The 16464-nt window shown below is 58.7% G+C and carries 19 protein-coding genes; all 19 read right to left on the minus strand.

Features of this window, described 5'->3' with window-relative positions; translation table 11 throughout:
• Window positions 1-270, minus strand: a 270-nt coding sequence (locus PH558_RS33275; protein ID WP_285208472.1) for a tetrahydrofolate dehydrogenase/cyclohydrolase catalytic domain-containing protein, incomplete at its 3' end; no start/stop codon positions are given.
• 117 nt (window positions 271-387) lie between these two features.
• The gene (locus tag PH558_RS33280; RefSeq protein WP_285208473.1) at window positions 388-2187 is read right to left on the minus strand and encodes a GumC family protein; all 1800 of its coding nucleotides are present in this window, start codon (window positions 2185-2187) and stop codon (window positions 388-390) included.
• 219 nt (window positions 2188-2406) lie between these two features.
• Window positions 2407-3246 (minus strand): WecB/TagA/CpsF family glycosyltransferase, encoded by an 840-nt coding sequence (locus tag PH558_RS33285; protein ID WP_113330159.1) that lies wholly within the window; start codon window positions 3244-3246, stop codon window positions 2407-2409.
• A 253-nt stretch (window positions 3247-3499) separates the two neighbouring features.
• Window positions 3500-4027, minus strand: a complete 528-nt coding sequence (locus PH558_RS33290; protein WP_285208474.1) for a hypothetical protein — start codon at window positions 4025-4027, stop codon at window positions 3500-3502.
• Entirely contained in the window at window positions 4024-4392 is a 369-nt protein-coding gene (locus tag PH558_RS33295) for a hypothetical protein (protein ID WP_095433968.1), read from the minus strand. The genes PH558_RS33290 and PH558_RS33295 overlap by 4 nt, the downstream gene beginning before the upstream one ends.
• A 14-nt stretch (window positions 4393-4406) precedes the next feature.
• Window positions 4407-5003 carry a rod-binding protein gene (locus PH558_RS33300; protein ID WP_095433967.1) on the minus strand — a complete coding sequence of 199 codons (597 nt, stop codon included), beginning with the start codon at window positions 5001-5003 and terminating at the stop codon, window positions 4407-4409.
• A 134-nt stretch (window positions 5004-5137) separates the two neighbouring features.
• Window positions 5138-5554: a hypothetical protein gene (locus PH558_RS33305; RefSeq protein ID WP_095433966.1), complete on the minus strand. Its 417-nt coding sequence runs from the start codon at window positions 5552-5554 to the stop codon at window positions 5138-5140.
• 71 nt (window positions 5555-5625) lie between these two features.
• Window positions 5626-6378: a flagellar biosynthetic protein FliR gene (gene fliR, locus PH558_RS33310; protein WP_069611338.1), complete on the minus strand. Its 753-nt coding sequence runs from the start codon at window positions 6376-6378 to the stop codon at window positions 5626-5628.
• Window positions 6375-8462, minus strand: coding sequence for a flagellar biosynthesis protein FlhA (gene flhA, locus PH558_RS33315; protein ID WP_069611337.1), 2088 nt, complete (start codon window positions 8460-8462; stop codon window positions 6375-6377). The genes fliR and flhA overlap by 4 nt, the downstream gene beginning before the upstream one ends.
• A 148-nt stretch (window positions 8463-8610) precedes the next feature.
• On the minus strand, window positions 8611-8877 hold the full coding sequence (gene fliQ, locus PH558_RS33320; RefSeq protein ID WP_015338826.1) for a flagellar biosynthesis protein FliQ: 267 nt from the start codon (window positions 8875-8877) through the stop codon (window positions 8611-8613).
• Window positions 8878-8906: 29 nt separating this feature from the next.
• A complete protein-coding gene (gene flgD / locus PH558_RS33325) occupies window positions 8907-9407 on the minus strand; it encodes a flagellar hook assembly protein FlgD (protein ID WP_095433965.1) in 501 nt (166 codons plus the stop codon).
• On the minus strand, window positions 9395-9847 hold the full coding sequence (gene flbT / locus PH558_RS33330; protein ID WP_095433964.1) for a flagellar biosynthesis repressor FlbT: 453 nt from the start codon (window positions 9845-9847) through the stop codon (window positions 9395-9397). The genes flgD and flbT overlap by 13 nt, the downstream gene beginning before the upstream one ends.
• A complete protein-coding gene (gene flaF, locus PH558_RS33335; protein WP_075855158.1) occupies window positions 9844-10191 on the minus strand; it encodes a flagellar biosynthesis regulator FlaF in 348 nt (115 codons plus the stop codon). Before flaF ends, flbT begins: the two co-directional genes overlap by 4 nt.
• 37 nt (window positions 10192-10228) lie before the next feature.
• Window positions 10229-11278, minus strand: coding sequence for a flagellar hook-associated family protein (locus PH558_RS33340; protein WP_285208475.1), 1050 nt, complete (start codon window positions 11276-11278; stop codon window positions 10229-10231).
• Between the two features lie 3 nt (window positions 11279-11281).
• Window positions 11282-12772: a flagellar hook-associated protein FlgK gene (flgK, locus tag PH558_RS33345; protein ID WP_095433962.1), complete on the minus strand. Its 1491-nt coding sequence runs from the start codon at window positions 12770-12772 to the stop codon at window positions 11282-11284.
• 24 nt (window positions 12773-12796) lie between these two features.
• On the minus strand, window positions 12797-13060 hold the full coding sequence (locus tag PH558_RS33350) for a hypothetical protein (protein WP_285208476.1): 264 nt from the start codon (window positions 13058-13060) through the stop codon (window positions 12797-12799).
• A 289-nt stretch (window positions 13061-13349) separates the two neighbouring features.
• Window positions 13350-14021 carry a transcriptional activator Rem gene (gene rem, locus PH558_RS33355; RefSeq protein WP_095433960.1) on the minus strand — a complete coding sequence of 224 codons (672 nt, stop codon included), beginning with the start codon at window positions 14019-14021 and terminating at the stop codon, window positions 13350-13352.
• A gap of 279 nt (window positions 14022-14300) precedes the next feature.
• Entirely contained in the window at window positions 14301-14924 is a 624-nt protein-coding gene (locus PH558_RS33360) for a lytic transglycosylase domain-containing protein (RefSeq protein WP_483314223.1), read from the minus strand.
• Complete coding sequence (gene fliK / locus PH558_RS33365; protein WP_285208477.1) at window positions 14836-16464, minus strand: flagellar hook-length control protein FliK; 1629 nt, start codon at window positions 16462-16464, stop codon at window positions 14836-14838. Before fliK ends, PH558_RS33360 begins: the two co-directional genes overlap by 89 nt.

Consider the following 16464-nt stretch of genomic DNA (forward strand, 5'->3'; position numbering starts at 1 on the left):
GGAGGCATCGTCATTCAGGGAGGAAACCAGCCTTGCCAGCTCTTCCTGCGTCGTCTCCGCCGGCAGCGTGTGCTGGACCGACTTGAAGCCGCATTCCTTGGCCATCTTGCTCTTGGAGTTCACATAGGCGTGGCTGGCCGGATCGTCACCGACGATGATGACCGCAAGACCGGCCTTCACACCGGCCTCAGCTTCAAGTCCCGCCGCCGCAGCCTTCACAGCCTCGATCACCGAAGCCGCCGCTTGTTTCCCGTCGATCACTGTCGTCACGCTCGTCTCCCGATCATGAATTCGCTGGCAATCTACAGGCCATCCGCCCGAGGGAGTTGCCTGCCAACGCCCTATGGTGTCTGAAAGCGGTAATTGCAAGGGAAAACGATGCAGCGCTCAGCCGCGATCCTGATGCCGGCGCACCGCGTAGGTTTCGACTTTGGCACGCAGGGATGCAAGTTCCTGCTGGATGCGGACCCACTCGTCCGCCATATCGAGCTGATCTGCACCATCGGAAACAAGAGCAGCCGATGGCTCCCGCGCGATCGCCGGCAATGATGGGAGCTCCATATCATCGTCATGATGCAAAGCGTGAGCCATCGGCATGATGCTCTCCTCGTCCCCTTGGTCTTCTGCCAGTTCCGCGCCAGCCAGCCACTTGCGCAGGAATATGACGCAAAGTGCCAGGCCAAGCCCCGCAAAGAAGCCGGCAGCCTGATTGCTCGCCAGATGATCATCCAGCGGCGCGGCGGAAGCGACCGCCTGGGACAATACCGTCAGCGGCGGCTTGGCTTCCGACACCGTCATGGCGGCATTCTGCTGGTCCGTCTCATAACGGCTCTGCGCTGTCGCGACGGCATCCTGCAGCTGTGCGAGACGGCCGAGATCGATATCGCTCCCCGCCTGGCTGGCGGCAATCATTTGCGAAGAGAGAGAGGCCTGTTTCTCAAGAGCCGCTTTCACGTCCGCTTCGCTGCTGACGGCCAGACGTTGCAGCTGGCTGCGCATATTGGCAGCAAGATCATCGACGGTGACCTGCTGTGCAAGCAGGCGAGGATGGCGCGGGCCGAGCTGCACCGAGAGCTGGGTCAGCTGTGATTTGGCGGCGTTGTAGCGGCTGCGCAGATCGTCAAGTCCCGGCGACGAAAGATCGCCTGACAATGCACCGGTCAGCACCGATGCCGGCGTCGCCGATTTGACGGCCGCGAGACGGGCCTTGGCGGTGCGTACCGCCAGATCGGCTGCCTTTATCTGCACATCCAGCTGCTGACGTTGCTGCCGGAGCGCTTCCGCCGCAGCAATCCTGTCTTCGCCATAGCGCGCCTTGAATTCGGCAAGGGCGGCGGAGGCGCGATCGAGCTCCTTTCGGCTGCGATCAGCCGCCGTTTCGGCCCCAAGCGACGTACCGGCGGCCTTTGCAACAGCGGGATCATAAAGGGAAGCGATAACAAGCCGGTTGGCAATATCGGCCGATCTGGCAGGATCGCCCGACGTAACGCTCAGGCGCAGCAGACCCGTCTGATTATCGATATCGACGGCAATGTCTTTGCGCAGCGTTGCCTGCGCGCGTGACGGCGCGTCGGACGCGTTGCCGCTGCCGGAAAGCAGTTCGACGGCAATGCCGAGAGCGCCTGCGCGACTGCCGGTAAATTCCGGATCGCGGTCAAGCTTCATCCTGGCGACAATGTCGGACAATACGGATGGAGCGACGAGACGCGTCGCCGCGACATCCAGCAGGGCCTGACGCCCGCGACCTTCGCCCTCAGCATGCAGAACAGCCTGCGACACATAGAGCGGCGGCGGGGCAAGCAGGGTGGGAATAGCCGCTCCCATCAGCGCGGTCGCGGCAATGAAACAGACAGCACCAAAGCTGAGGGACCAGCGTCCGGCCCGGGATACCTGTTCAACGACAACCGGAGCGGGGACGGCCTGCCGCGGAAGCTCCTCTATGCCTTCAAGCAGATCTGGCACAAATTCCAGTAAATCGGGCGTAGGCTCCGATGCCAGCTCGGATATCTCGCGGCGCTCCGGGCGGTAGGCGTACGAGATATCTTCCGTCTGCTCGGCAGCCGTTCCGACCTCCGGTGATCTTCGTCGACCGGACACCGGATAGGGATCGCCATTCAACCGTCTGCGCAGGATGGCGCGCAGTTCCGCATCGCGCGGGTCATCGGAGTTGGCAGCGCGTAAGTTCACCGCGCTCCCCAAGCCATCATCTTCATCGTAAGGGGAGATATGCCGGACGGATCGCCGCGAAACCTTTTGGGTTTCCGCATCGTCGGGGTGGAATCCGGTCCTGGCTTTGCTTTCAAACATGGCGGGTTATCTCGCGCACATGGTCCGAGACCAATGCAAATGGTTAACCCACTCTAAAATTTCATGCCAAAGAAAGAGTTAACGCCAAGTCCGCAAATACTAGCTTGCTAATTTATTCGGCGGAGCAATGCGCCGCTGCGGCAAAGGATGCGGCTCTGCGCGAAGGACGCGCTCCTTGCGACCGAACTGATGCCTGACAACCTGATAGAAGAATAGCGGTATGCCCAGCATGTAACGCCGCCAGAGCCTGTTCGGCTCCAATACCAGACGGAACAGCCACTCGCTGCGCATCGCGCGCACGAGCCTCGGCGCCCGCGGCACCGTTTCGGAAATGAAATCGAACAGGGCGCCGACGGTCAGGACGAGGCGTGCATGCTGCGGCCCGACATGTTCGGCAACCCATTTTTCCTGCAGCGGCGTGCCCATTCCGACGATCAGGATATCGATCTTCTGGCGGCTGATTTCCGCGGTCACGGCGTTACTCCGCGCCGGATCGAAGAAACCGTCCGATACGACGATAAACTGGTGCCACGGGGCGTGCTGGCGAAACTTCTCCGCTGCCTTCTCGACGACGGAGCGCTTGCCGCCCAAGAGACCGATCCGCCTCGGCCGCTCCATGAATGTCAGCAGCGCGGGCACGAAATCCGTGCCGTTCAGATTGGCTGGGAAAGGTTCGCCATGAGCGACGCGCGATGCGATGTCGAGGCCGACGCCGTCGGGAAGAACCAGATTATGCTCAAGGACATTGCGGTAGCTGTCATCGCGCAGCATGACCAGCATGTTATGAGCGTTGACGAAGGAGATCGAGGTCTGTCCGACCGGCAGGGACGCAAGCTCGTTGACGAACGTCAGCGCGTCATCCCAGCCCAGATCGCACACCGGCAGATCGAAGATCATGCGGCGCGACGCGACGACGGCAAAATCGGCTACCTGGTTCAATCCAACACCCTCCTGCCCGGCATCGCTAACGCGCATGATGCCGGTACGCATAAAGCCCATGCCCCTCACCGTTCATCGGTGCGGCGACTGGCAGGCATGGCTTGTAGGAGTTTATAACAAGACAAATCCAACTTTCCGTTAGGAAGGAAGGTTGGATTTGCCGGATGTCAGCAGGGATCTGTTAAGCATATCTGCAGAATGTAAGATATTGCTTACATTCTGACGTGAATCGGCATCTTCCGGCCGGGAGACATCACTCGACCGGCACCTTGTCCTTGGCCGCATCCTGCACGATCTTGACAGGCTTGACCGTTCTCTTGCCCACGCTTTCCCCACCGTGGGTTTCTTCCTTGGAGAGATAGTCAAGCTGTTCGATCAGCACGTCGGCGACGTAATCGCCGCCGAGCCGCTCGTTCATCCGCTTCTTCAGATCGGCGCGGAAGGCGGCAACGTCGAAATTCTGCGCATGCGAAATATCGATCGTCTTATTGCCAATCAGCAGCGAAAAGAGCTCATCGGTCGTCAGCTCCGGCAGAGGTATCTGAAACGCATTCGCCTTGTCCTTTTCCATCATGAAGGAAATGCGCGTCAGGAAATAGCCGGTCACCTGGCCGTTGGCGATAACGGGAACGTTGATCGACTCGCCCTTGACGAGCTCCTGCTGCGCCTTCTTGGCGTCATCAGGACTGATCGCGGGCGCCGTCGCCACCTGCACCGAAAAATAGACCGAGCCCAATGTTACGGCGCAGACCCACAGGCCGGTGATAACGAGCTTGATCATCCGGCCTCACGGACGCGGAATTGCTCCTGCGAATAGGTGCCGTCCGCATCGGCATTCTGCACGGCATTCTTCAAAATCTCGGCGACGGCGCGCACGGCCTCAAGATGAGCCTCGACGCGGCGGGCGTTCAGAACCAGCTTCTTCTTCAAATCATGCAGCTGCTCGATATGGGCGGCGGCGAGATCGGCCGGATCGGTATCGCGAAACAGCATCGACAATTCGTAAAGGCAGCGGCTCTTGTGGGCATTCGATACTTTGAGATCGAATTCCGGGTCGGTGCCAATCCGGTTGTTCTCATTGTCGATAATCATCTCCAGGCGGCCAAGGACAGACTTGATCCGATAGTCCTGCGACATCATTTCCATGTTTGTTTCCTCGCTCATGCTTTCTGGGACGTCAACGAATTCTGGTTGGTGATGCTGTTGTTGCCGTCGTTATCGGCATCGGCGGCGGCCAGCGTCTTGCGCTGAAAATCGGTAATAGCACTGAGCGCCATCTTCTTGTCATTCTCATCGGTCGCGGAGTGGATGGCGCCGGTATTGCGCATCTTGTCGACCTGCTCCCTGTACATCTTCTCGGCGATGCCCACGCCGCCGTTCTTGGAGATCGTGTCGCCCAACTGCTCGGCCATCATGCCCTTCCAGATTTCGCCGGCGGAACCCTTGCCGTAGAGCGTCTCGCTGCTCGGCAGCATGTTCTTCACGAAGTTCTGCAGCACCATGGACTCGAACTTGCGATAGGCCTGCGGGACCTTGGTCCCGGCCACATGCGTATTGGCGTTGGCGAGGCCGGCCTGGGTGGCGGCGCTGTTCATCGCATCCACCGTCGCGCCGAAACCATTACCGTTTTCGGCCAGGCTGGTGGCGGCGAAAGCGGCCCGATTGGCAGCGAGCTTGGCCTGCGCGGCCTCGACATCGGCGGGATTTGCCGCCTTGACGACATCGAGGACCAAATCACTCGGAGGCGAAATAGCCACGTCACGTCTCCTTCTGCTCTCGCATATCCTGAAAATGCGCGGCTCAGCGCCCATCCCAGGACATGTCGAATCAAACTGTCAGAGCAGGTCGGCAACCCAACGCTGCGAATCCTGCTCCATGATCGCGATGATTATTATTTTTGAACCTTGCTGGAGGCTGGCGTTGCGCCGGCGAAACGCTGATCGATGATATCGTAGACGGCATTGTCGTCCGATTCTCGCAATTCGAGCTCGCGCGCATCCTTCATGTGTTCTTCCAGCCTGTCGGCCTTGGTGCGCTCCTGCTGGACTTTCATTTGAATGAGCGTCTGGATGCTTTCCAGCTGCTGATCGCGGATCATCAGGCGGCCGTAACGTTCGGCGTAATGGATCGAGAATGCCATGTGCACGGGATCGACCGAACCGATGGCAACCATGACCCGCTCCATCGCTTCCGTCACTTCGGCTCGCTGCCGGGTCGTATCGGCAAGCTCGTTTTCCGCCATCCGTTCCAGATGGCGCTGCACCGCGACCAGGCGCTTCAGTTTTTCGGAGCGGCTTTTCTCCGCCATCGTCCACCTACCCGCCGGCTGCTTTCGCCGGCTCTGCCCGAATCGGGCTTCGTCATCTGTCCGCCTACGGGCTAATGTCCGTTGAAGACGGTGAGGAACGCACTGGAAAACTGACTGACCAGGGCCGCGATGCTGAGATAGAGCATGAACAGCCCTCCCATCAGCAGATACGGCGTGGAAATGAAATAAATCGGGATCTGCGGTGCCAGCTTGTTGATGAAGCCGATCGAAATCTGGAACATCAGGCCGTAGAGCACGAAGGGGCTTGCCAGCCGCAGCATGATGAAAAAAGTCGTCTCCAGCGTATCCGTAATCGAGATCAGCGCGGCGCGCGGCTCAATATGGCCACCGAAGGGGATGACCGAATAGGAATCGACCAGCGCCTGCAAAACATAATGGTGAAAATCCATAATGAAGAGAATCATCAGCCCGCAAAAGCTGACGAGGCTGGTGAGCGATGTTTCGTTCGATTCCTCGATGATGTCGGCGCCGCCGGGCGCGTTGAAGCCGATCATCATCGATATGACCGTGCCGGTGAATTGCAGGCCCAGCGTATAAATCCTGGCCATCATCCCATACATCAATCCGATGACGGTTTCGGTAAAGATGAGGCCGATATAGTTCGCATCGCCCTTCGACACCTGCGGATAGATCGTGTTCCAGAGCAACGGCAAGATCGCCATCGTCAGTGCTGCGGAGAGAAGCAGCCTGATCTGCGGAGGAACGCGGCCGGAGGAAAATCCCGGGAGGACCATCATGCAGCCGCCGATGCGGCAGAAGGCGACGAACAGCGCCAGAATGGTCCCCTGGGGATCTGATATCATGAAATCGAACCTAGAATCTTGATCTCGATCCCCTTGGCCAATTCCACATGCGACAGGACCGGAAGCGTCGCGAACAGGCGTTCGATGATCATGCGTACATAGGAGCGCGTTTCCGGCGACGTGACAAGAACGAAGGGCATGCCCCGGTCCATGTATTCACGGATAACTTTGCCGGCCTGCTCGCTGAACTCTTCCAAGCTGCGCGGGTCGATATCGAATTCGACGATTTCGCCCTTCTGGTCGCGCTTCAGCGCCTGGTGGAAAATCAGATCCCATTTGCTGCCGAGTCTGAGGACGCGCAGCACGCCGTTATCGGCCAGATCGCCGCAGAGTTGCTGCGCCATGCGTACGCGCACGTGCTCAACGATCTGCTCGGTCTTGCGCACATGCGGCGCGAGTTCGGCGACCGCTTCGAGAATGAGGTGCAGGTTGCGGATCGAGACGCGTTCGGCGAGCAACAGCTTCAGCACGGCCTGCAGACCGGAATAGGACATGTGCGATGAGCAGATTTCGTCGGCGAGCTTCTTGTATTCCGGATCGAGACGTTCGATCAGGATCTTGACGTCCTTGTAGGACAGCAATGCCGGCAGGTTGTTGCGGATGACTTCGCTCATATGGGTGAGCACGACAGAGACGTTGTCGATCGGCTGGAAACCCTCGCGCTTCAGATCTTCGGTAAAGGCTTCGAGAACGGAGACGGCGGGCATGCCGAAAGCGGGTTCGCGAATCTCGTCGCCCGGAACGGTCGGCTTGCGGCCGGAACCGGTGACGACAAGCACTTCGCCGACACGCAGCATGTTGGAGGCGATCGTCGTGCCGTGGATGCGGATCTGATACGACTTGTCGGCAATCGCCATGTCGTCGATCACCTTGATCTCCGGTACGACGAAGCCGTATTGCGTCGCGAACTTCTTACGCATCTTGCCGACGCGGAAGGCGAGCTCCTGGTGAGCGCCGAGCAGGCGGGTGGAGACGATCTTGCCGAGCGCCAGTTCGATTTCGGCAGTCTTCAGAACCGATTTGACCGAATCCTTTTCCATTTCCTTCGTCTGCATCACCTTCTGCTCTTCAGCATCGCGACGAAGCTTGTTCTCGGCTTCGATCTGGCGCGGAATGAACCAGGCGCCGGCGGCCATCAGGCCGCCAAGGAAAACGAAGGGAAGGAAGGGCATGCCAGGCATGATGGCCAGGATACCCATGAGAACCGCCGAGACGGCGAGCGCGCGCGGATAGCCGCTCAGCTGATTGACGACGGCCTGGTCGGTAGAGCCGGAGGTGCCGCCGCGCGAAACGAGAAGGCCGGCAGCGAGAGAGACGATGAGCGCCGGCATCTGCGAAACCAGACCGTCGCCGACGGAGAGCTTCACGAAAACGTCGGCAGCCTGGCCGATCGGCATGCCATGACGGAAATAGCCGATAATGATGCCGCCGAAGACGTTGATGCAGGTAATGAGGAGGCCGGCAACCGCGTCACCGCGTACGAACTTGGAGGCACCGTCCATCGCGCCGAAGAAGGAGCTTTCCTCTTCCAGTTCGCGGCGGCGGCGCTGCGCTTCCTTCTCGTCGATGAGGCCGGCGGAAAGATCGGCGTCGATCGCCATCTGCTTGCCGGGGATGGCATCGAGAGTGAAGCGGGCGCCCACTTCGGCGATACGCGTCGCACCCTTGGTGATGACGATGAAATTGATGGTGATGAGGATCAGGAAGACGATCAGACCGATGACGAAATCGCCGGACATGACCAGGCTGGAAAAGCCGGCAATGACGCCGCCGGCGGCATCATGCCCTTCATAACCGTGCGAAAGGATGACGCGGGTGGTCGCGATGTTCAGCGCCAGACGCGTCATCGTCGCGATCAGCAGGATCGTCGGGAAGGACGAGAATTCCAGCGGCTTCTTGATCCAGAGCGCCACCATGAGGATCAGCACGGAGAAAGCGATCGAGAAAGCCAGTCCAAGGTCGATCAGAAACGGCGGGATCGGCAGGAACAGCACGCACAGGATGACCATGATACCGAGGGCAAACCCGATATCGCGTATGCTGGGATTGGCTTTGGGAAGTGCTATTGCGGGTGGTTGTGCCATCGACCGGTTCCGTCTCTTCATGAGAGGTGGCAAACGGGTGACCCGCCTGCCCTATTGGAACCGACCTCTAACGGTCGAAGCTTGCGCGAGCATGGCCGTTGCCATCGATGCGCGCGATCCGGAGGCCGAAATGGCCTTCGGATTTATCTTAGAAACCTGATTGGATGCGGGAGAAGACGAGATTGGTGAAGATCGAAATCTGCGCGCCGACGAACGGTGCCGAGATGCCGATCGTGACCATGACAGCGACGATCTTCGGCACGAAGGTCAACGTCGCCTCCTGCACCTGGGTCAGCGCCTGGATCAGGGCGATCACCAAACCGACGACCATCGCGGCGATGACAGCCGGTCCGGAAGCCACAAGTACCGTCCAGATCGCAGCCTGGAAAATATCCAAGGCATCGGCTTCATTCATGGCTTGTCCACTCCCGGTTCAGCGGCTCCTCATGAGCTGCTGGTCGAATCCGTGCTCGACGAATCGCTGCTGGTGCTACTATCGCTCGACGTGGCCGGCGGATCAATGGTCGTACCCGCCGGAGCGATCGTCACGCCGGCCTGGATCAGGATCTTGTCGCCGGCATCGGTCTGGGCGATGATGCCGTCCGTGTAGACGGTCACTTCCTTGATCGTGCCCGTCGTCTTACCATCGGCGCTCATGATCTGCTTGCCGATATAGTCGGACGCCTGCGAGATCCACTGGTTCTGTAACACCGTTTCCAGATGCGAGTTCGTCTGGATCTGCTGTTCGACCTGGGAGAAGCTCGCCAGCTGAGAAATCTGCTGGCTGGCGTCCATTGGGTCGGTCGGATCCTGATTCTGCATCTGCGCGATGAGAAGCTGCAGGAAGTCGTTATAATTCAGGTTGGCGCTCGCCGATGCGGCAGCAGCATTCTGCGTGGAGCTGCTAGTGCTGGTGCTGCTGTTGACGGCGTCTACCGTTGCCATGGAGCAATCTCCCGACGGATGTGCTCGATCGTCGCCGCCGGCATTTCCTGATTATTCAAAATATTGTCTTCGACCGGATAGAGACCGCGGATCGCCTTCAGCGCATCGAAGGCGCGGCCGGTGGCAACGAGACCGTCGATGCGCTTCAGCTCGGCCAGCACTTCCTCATTGTGGAAGCACGACAGCAGCATGACGATCGACTTGCGGAACATCGCCGTCGACTGTTCCTTGCCTTCCGGATTGATGAGAATCATCTGCGCGATGAAATAGAGCTGACGCAAGGGCGTCGTCGCGTCCTCCGGCTGGAGCACGTGGTTCTCGAGCAGGAATGTCACATCATTCAGGAATTCCAGAGCAACCTTGCGATCGACGCGCAGGACGGCTCCGTTGATAAAGATCTTTTCCCCGGCTTTAAGCGATATGCGAAGCGTACTTTTCATTTAAGTCCATCCCTGATGATGGTGGTGACATCGATGATGCCTTGATAGTTTTCCGACTGGCGCCGCCTGATCCGTTCGCATTCCTTCAATATCCAGATGGCGATCGAAATCAGATTGGCGCGCAGCTCGACGTTGAGCTGGTTCTCCGGGCTTTTGAGGTCCTCGACAAAGCTTACCCATAGGCGTCGCGTATAGAAGAGAGCCTCGATCGCTTCACGGCCGTATTTCCCCGCATCACGGGCCGCAGAGAGAAGGGCTACCGACCGGTCCAGAACTTGTCGTTCTCGTTCCTTGGCGTCGGCCACTGCATCCTGCATGACTTCCGCATATGAGAACTGATACATTCATGCATCCTTCCTGGTCATTACTTCCCTTTGATCATCAAAGGTAATTTACAAGGCTTAACTGCTGGATCTTGGAAACAATCGTGTAAGCCGTTTCGAGCTGGGTCTCGAGACTGTTGACCTTGGTCGACGCCTCATAGGGATCGACTCCGGTCAAGTCACCGATACTGGTGTTGAGAATAGTCTTCTGGGCATTCAGCGTCGTATTTGCGTCCGACAGTCGCGACTGCGAGAGACCGAGCTGACTTGCCTGGCTGTTCAACCCGTCGATCGACTGGCGCGTATAGCTGATGGCCTGCTGTGCGACGGCATTCACCGCGCTTTGATTGAGGCCGGGCGGCGTGCCCATCAGCGCATTGGTCACGCTGGTCGCCAGTGCCAGATATCGCATGCCGGACGAATTCGAGTTCGTCGAGGTTTCGATGACTTCCGAATTATTGATACGGCTCGTCATATTCTGATCAGACGCACTCGACCAGCTCGACCAGCTGCTGTCTGATGTGAACATCGGTGCGACGGTATTGGTGATGAAGTCCGTTATCTGGTCGGCTGATATGGTATCTGCAGTTACCGGCGGTGACTGATTTGCCATGTAAGTCGCAAGCTGCGCCTGAATATCCGCGTTCGTTGCCGAGGAATTATCCGTCATCGGCTGGACGTCGGTATTGGTTCCGGCAAAGAGATACTCGCCATTCACCATCGTATTGGCCGACGCAATGACGCTCGACAGGGTCGAGCTTGCAGTCTGCTGCGCTAGGGCGACGCTGCTGCCATCGGTGTTGCCGCTTAGCGCCACAAGCTGGTCCATCAGGTTCTGCGCCTGCGTGCCCATGCCGGTCAAGGCGGTTTGCGACGTTGTCATACGCTGGTTCGCAATGGAATTGCTGCTGAGAATGGAATCGATGCGCGACACTTCCCGCGTCAGATTCACATTGAGCGACGTGCTGCTGCCAAGCGCCACGCCGATGTCGGCATAGACGCCCGTGGTCGCCTCCGTCGAAGCACTCGTCATCTCATTCTGCGCCTGACGAATCGTCTGACGCATGGCGTTCTGAATGGCCGTGCTCGAAATGAAAGAAAGTTTCATGGCTTAGCTCGCAATATCCAGTACCGATTGAAGCATTTCATTGACTGCGTTCAATATCTTCGTTCCAGCCTTGTAGGACTGTTCGATATCCATCATCAGCGTCAGTTCTTCATCGAGATTGACGCCCGTCGCATTCGAATAGGCGCTCGAGGAGCGCGAGAGAGCAGCAGAGGTATTTTCCCCCGCCGTCGTTGCCGTGCTGCGCTGGCCCTCGAGCCAACCGATGGAGCTCGCCGAATAATCCATGAGCGTGGCATTGGTGTCGGAGCCAGCGGCGGGATCGAACGCCATCTTCGTATTCATGGCAGTGATGAAACCATCAAGCTGCGTGGAATATCCGCTATCGCCGCTGGTATTCTTGGTGTAACCGGTTTCACCAGTGGTACTATCGTTATTAATACCACCATCACGTAGCAACGTCGGGTCACCACCTTGAGACGTGATTAATTTCGAATTAACGGTTATCGAGCCCGCCAAGCCCGTGACTGCCGTACCGCTGGCCGGAACGGTGCCACCGCTCCAGGTGAACAGGCCAGGCAGAGTCGGTTTTGAAGAATCGCTGTTCGTTTCCGCAAAGACCGTAACCAGCCCTCGAGCCATTTCGTCGAGCTGCGTCTGATAGGTCGGCGCAACATCATCGCGAATCTGAAGTGCCGCCTGAAGTGTGCCTTGTGCTGTCGTATTCGCACCCTGGCCCGGAGTCAGGGCAACGCCATCGATGTAAACGCTGTTGCCTGTCGTATCTGCCGTGTAGGTGCTCGTCGGCTGGAACGTCACCGAGCGCGGAATGGTCTCGAAGAGGGTCGTTCCGCTCGTGGTGTAAAGCGCCATGTCGTTGTTGCCGCGCGTCACGGTTGTCACGCCGACAATCTTCGAAATCTGGTTCAGGATCGAATCGCGCTGGTCCATTGCATCGGCAAGGGCGCTCGATGTCGGGCCAGCCGTGGTCGTTGCCGATTTCACCGCGTCGTTGGCGGTCTGGAACTGTTTCAGCAGGCTGTTCAGCGTATCGACGTCGGAGCTGATCTGCTTGTCGGCGTCGGTACGGGCGCTCTGCACTGCCGTGGTGGCATTGTTGAGCGATGTCGCCAGGCTCTGAGCCGCATTGATCGCAGATTGCGCCGCCGTCGCGTTGGATGGCGATCCCGCGTAATTCTGCATCGCATCCTGAAATGCCGACAGATAGGTCGCCGGCGCGATCTCGTTGTCGTTGCCGCCGAGCGTGGCCGACTGAAGATTGCTGTAGGCATTCAGCAGCAGCTGCTGTGCCGAATCCGACGAGGCCGAGCTGAGATAGGCCTTCTGTAATGCCGGTTCGCTGCTGCGGGCAATCTGCACCACTTGAGCTCCAGCCATGTTGGTCGTCACCACCGCCTGACGACGCGAATAATTCGTGTTGTTGGCATTGGCGATATTGTTCGACACGACGCTGCTCTGCGTGCCGGTATTGTTGAATATTGCCTGCGCGTTATTGAGAGCTGTTGTGAGCGACATGACTGACTCGATACCCTATTCGTTTTAGCGCGGCAGATTGGCCGAAGGCGCGCAGGAAGTGTCGGAATAGCCTGTCAGAGCAAGGCCGGCGAAATAGACCAGATTGTCATTGGCAGATGGACGATCACCGGAACGAACCGGTGCCACCCTTCCGCAAACATGGCGCAAGACGAGAGCGCCGTCGCCTGCCGAGATAGGACGGCGAACCGACGTCACACCGACACGGCCGCCAAAAGCGGCGCCGAGGCAAACCGCCTGCGCATCCGCTTCCGCAAGTGCAGTCTTCATGCTGCCGAAATTCCTCATCTGGAATCCTCGTTATCCTTCATACGACTGAGAGTAGGTGGCGGGCCTTGCGTGAAGCTGTCTGAGAGGACGAAAAACCGATCATCACGAAAAGCTTCGTCAACAGCGCCATCGGGCGATCATGCTACGGACTGCTGTGCGCCGGAATGGTAAGGAACAACGTACCTTCCGGCACCGTGTCGATCCGGCAACCGAAAAGGAACAGGCCCGAGAATCAGCTGATTCTCGGGCCTGTTCTTGAATTTAGTATCGGGGATGCGCGACCGGAGCATCAGCTCCAGTCGATGCAGTAGCCGAGGAAGCGCTTCGAATCGACCGGGTCGAAGCCGAGCTTCTTGCGCAGCTTCTTGCGCAGCTTCGAAATATGGCTTTCGACGACGTTCTCTTCGACTTCCTCGTCGAAGATGCCGTAGATGGCGTTGAAGATCTGGGTCTTCGTCACACGGCGACCGCGATTGGCGATCAAATATTCGAGGATGCGGCGCTCGCGGCGCGGCAAGGCGAATACGGAACCGTTGATTTCCGGATCGCGGCCATCTGCAAAGACGCGAATGGGGCCGATATCGGTATAGTTGCTGATCGCCTTCAAGCGGCGGCGGATCGCCGCGGCCCTGGCAAGAATTTCGCGAGGATGCACCGGCTTGCGCACAACATCGTCGACGCCACAATCGAAAAGTGCAAGCGTGGCTTCCAGCGAGGGCTGGTCGCTCACCGCGATAACAGGTGCTGTCGTCCGGTCGCGAATCGCCCTTGGAAGCTCATGCACCTGCTGACCCTGTCCGATCAGAAAGGCTTCCACGGCAGCAATATCACCCTCTGCTGCCGTCGTCACCCATTCGCCGAATTCACGCGGATCAAATCCCGTCGAAGGGATGCCCTCGCGTCCAAACAGTGATGTATATCCGTCCTTAACGAGCTCTCGCTCATCAACCACTACGATCATTCGTCCGCCTCCGAATCAGTGTGGTGTTTCGATGATCTATGGGTACGAATCGGGCGAATCACGAACAACTGTCGGAAATGAGTGGCAGAAATTAATAATTGATTAACTTTGTAGGGGCGATTTGCACTAGATATAGTAGGTGATCGGCGTTTTACACCGATAAAAAAGTTGTTAGCGGACGTATTATTAACATGCGCATTTTAGGCAAATCGACGGCAGTCAACCGCTTCGATTGGGTTAGTGCCGGCTAACCGGAAAGGATATGCAACTTATAAGTGCTTACTCCCGGCAGAACGTCGCCGCATTGGGCGTCCATTTCCCATAGCCTGTGGCGACCAGATTGGCGATGACGCGGCAGACATAGACCTTCTGAGCGGGGTCATTGTTCGGGCCAGCATGGTATCTAGCTACCGCCATCGTCCAGGTCTCATGCCTGTCATGCAAATTGCGGAGAAACTTTGCGGCATACTCGACATTGCTACGTGGGTCGAACATGGCGTTGACGGATGTAAAGTTTTCGCCGTGGAAATACTGATTGATCTGCATGCAGCCGACATCGATAAGCTTTGCCCCGTTCTGCCGTGCGGTGGCGAATACCTGCAGGGCGGCGTCCTCTGATGGCGGAAAGATCGGACGCCCCTCGACATTGAGAGCATAGGGATAGAGCGATCCCTTGCGACCCGTTTCCGTCAGACCTACCGAATAAAGAATCCCTTCCGGTACTCCGTATTTCGCGGCGGCAGACTGGATTTCGCGTTCGCAAAGACCTGCGGCACCATTGTCAGGCGGTGCCGGATTGCCCGAGGCATGCGCCTCAGAGGTAAACCGCCCCAGAGCGAGAACGCTGCACGCCACCAGCAGCGCTGTCCTCAACACCGCGCTCACCCGAACTGCGATTGCCATCGTTTCCATTTGCCTGCTGCCCTGAATAGTTCTGGCCTCTGGGGCGTGCGTCGCCCCCCTGTCCCTGGTTCAAAAGGGACTGCTGCTGTGGCTGGTTCGATCCGGAATTGCGGCCGCCATCCGACTGCTGGTCGGCATTGGACGCCATGGAGACGGTGATATTGTCGACCTGATAGCCTTGTGCGCGCAATGCATCGACCATGCGGCTTTGATCGGCGTGAAGCTGCCTGTAGGCTTCGCTCGTCTGAACCTTCAGATCGACGCTCAGCTGGTCTCCGGAGAGCCGCATGGTTGCCGTCACGTCGCCGAGATTGTCGGGGCGCAGCTGGATCTTCAGCGTATTGACAACCTTGCCGGTGCTGGTCAGGTTCGCGGCATTGGAGAGCGCCGAGCCTGGCTGCATCGCCGCCGACCATTCGTGGTCGCCCGCCAGGGTTCCAGCAACCAGTGCCGAGTTGGAATTGGCGGCAAGCCCGAGATAGCGGCGCGAATCCAGCACGGTGACGGCCACCGCATCGCCGCCCGCAGCAGCACCGACTTTGACATCGGCAATGTCATCGCCGCTCTTGCTGATCGACAGGTCGAGCGCACTGCCACGGCCATCCGCCCGCGTCAGGCGGAATGTTTGCGCGGCATCAGCTCCCTTGCCGTCATCTGGCAGCGTCAAGGCCGTGTCCGAGGCATCGTCCGCGAGGGCAGCTTTGCCTGATGGCAATGTCTGGATCTTGGCATCGTCTGTTGCCTTGCCCGCCAGCGTCGTGCTGGCCTGGGTCGTGCTAACCTGCGTCGCAACAATGGGCTGCGCAACGTTCAACAGCGACAATGCATCGGAAATCGTATTGGCCGGCTGACTGCCTTGCGTCGATGCAGACTTACCATCATCCGTGGACTGGACATCCTTTGCATCCTTCACGGCGGGCATCTTACCGTCACCCTTGACCGGCGGCGTCTGACCGTCAGTCGTCGCGACATCGGCCAGTTGCTGAGCGATCTCGGCCAGCTGATCGAGCGCTGTCGGGGGCACCTGCATCTTGCCGGCGTCAATCGTCGGCGCGGTGGGATCGGCGACTGCGGCCGGCTGAGCGCCATCAGCAGGGGTCGCTTCGCCTTCGGCAGCGGCGGAGGCTGCCTTCTGCAACTCGATCAGCGATTTCGAGAGCGAGGCGACACCGGCGGGCTGCGAAGCTTTCGCACCCTTGGCAAGGCCGGCGGGATTGGCGAGATTGGCTCCGGACGTATCGATCATTCCAACTCCGGCATTGGCGCTGTCATCGATGGTGAGGGTTATCGCGGCGAGATTGCTCGCTGCAGTCTTCACCGCGCCAGTGTCGTCATCCGCATTGTCACCGGTTGTCGTGTTCGCATCGGTCGCCACGTCAGTTCCGGTATTCGAGCCGGCCGATTTGCGTCCATTACCGAGCGAACTGGTCAGAGCATCGATAAAACCCTTGCCGTCATCCTGTTTTGGTGAGCGAGTGCCTTTGGCAACAGCAAGAATATCCGCCCCCGATGAGGCGCCAGACACACCGATGTCGTTCAT

Origin of the sequence: Rhizobium pantanalense (genome assembly GCF_030182525.1) — a bacterium.
In the GTDB taxonomy this organism is placed as follows: domain Bacteria; phylum Pseudomonadota; class Alphaproteobacteria; order Rhizobiales; family Rhizobiaceae; genus Rhizobium.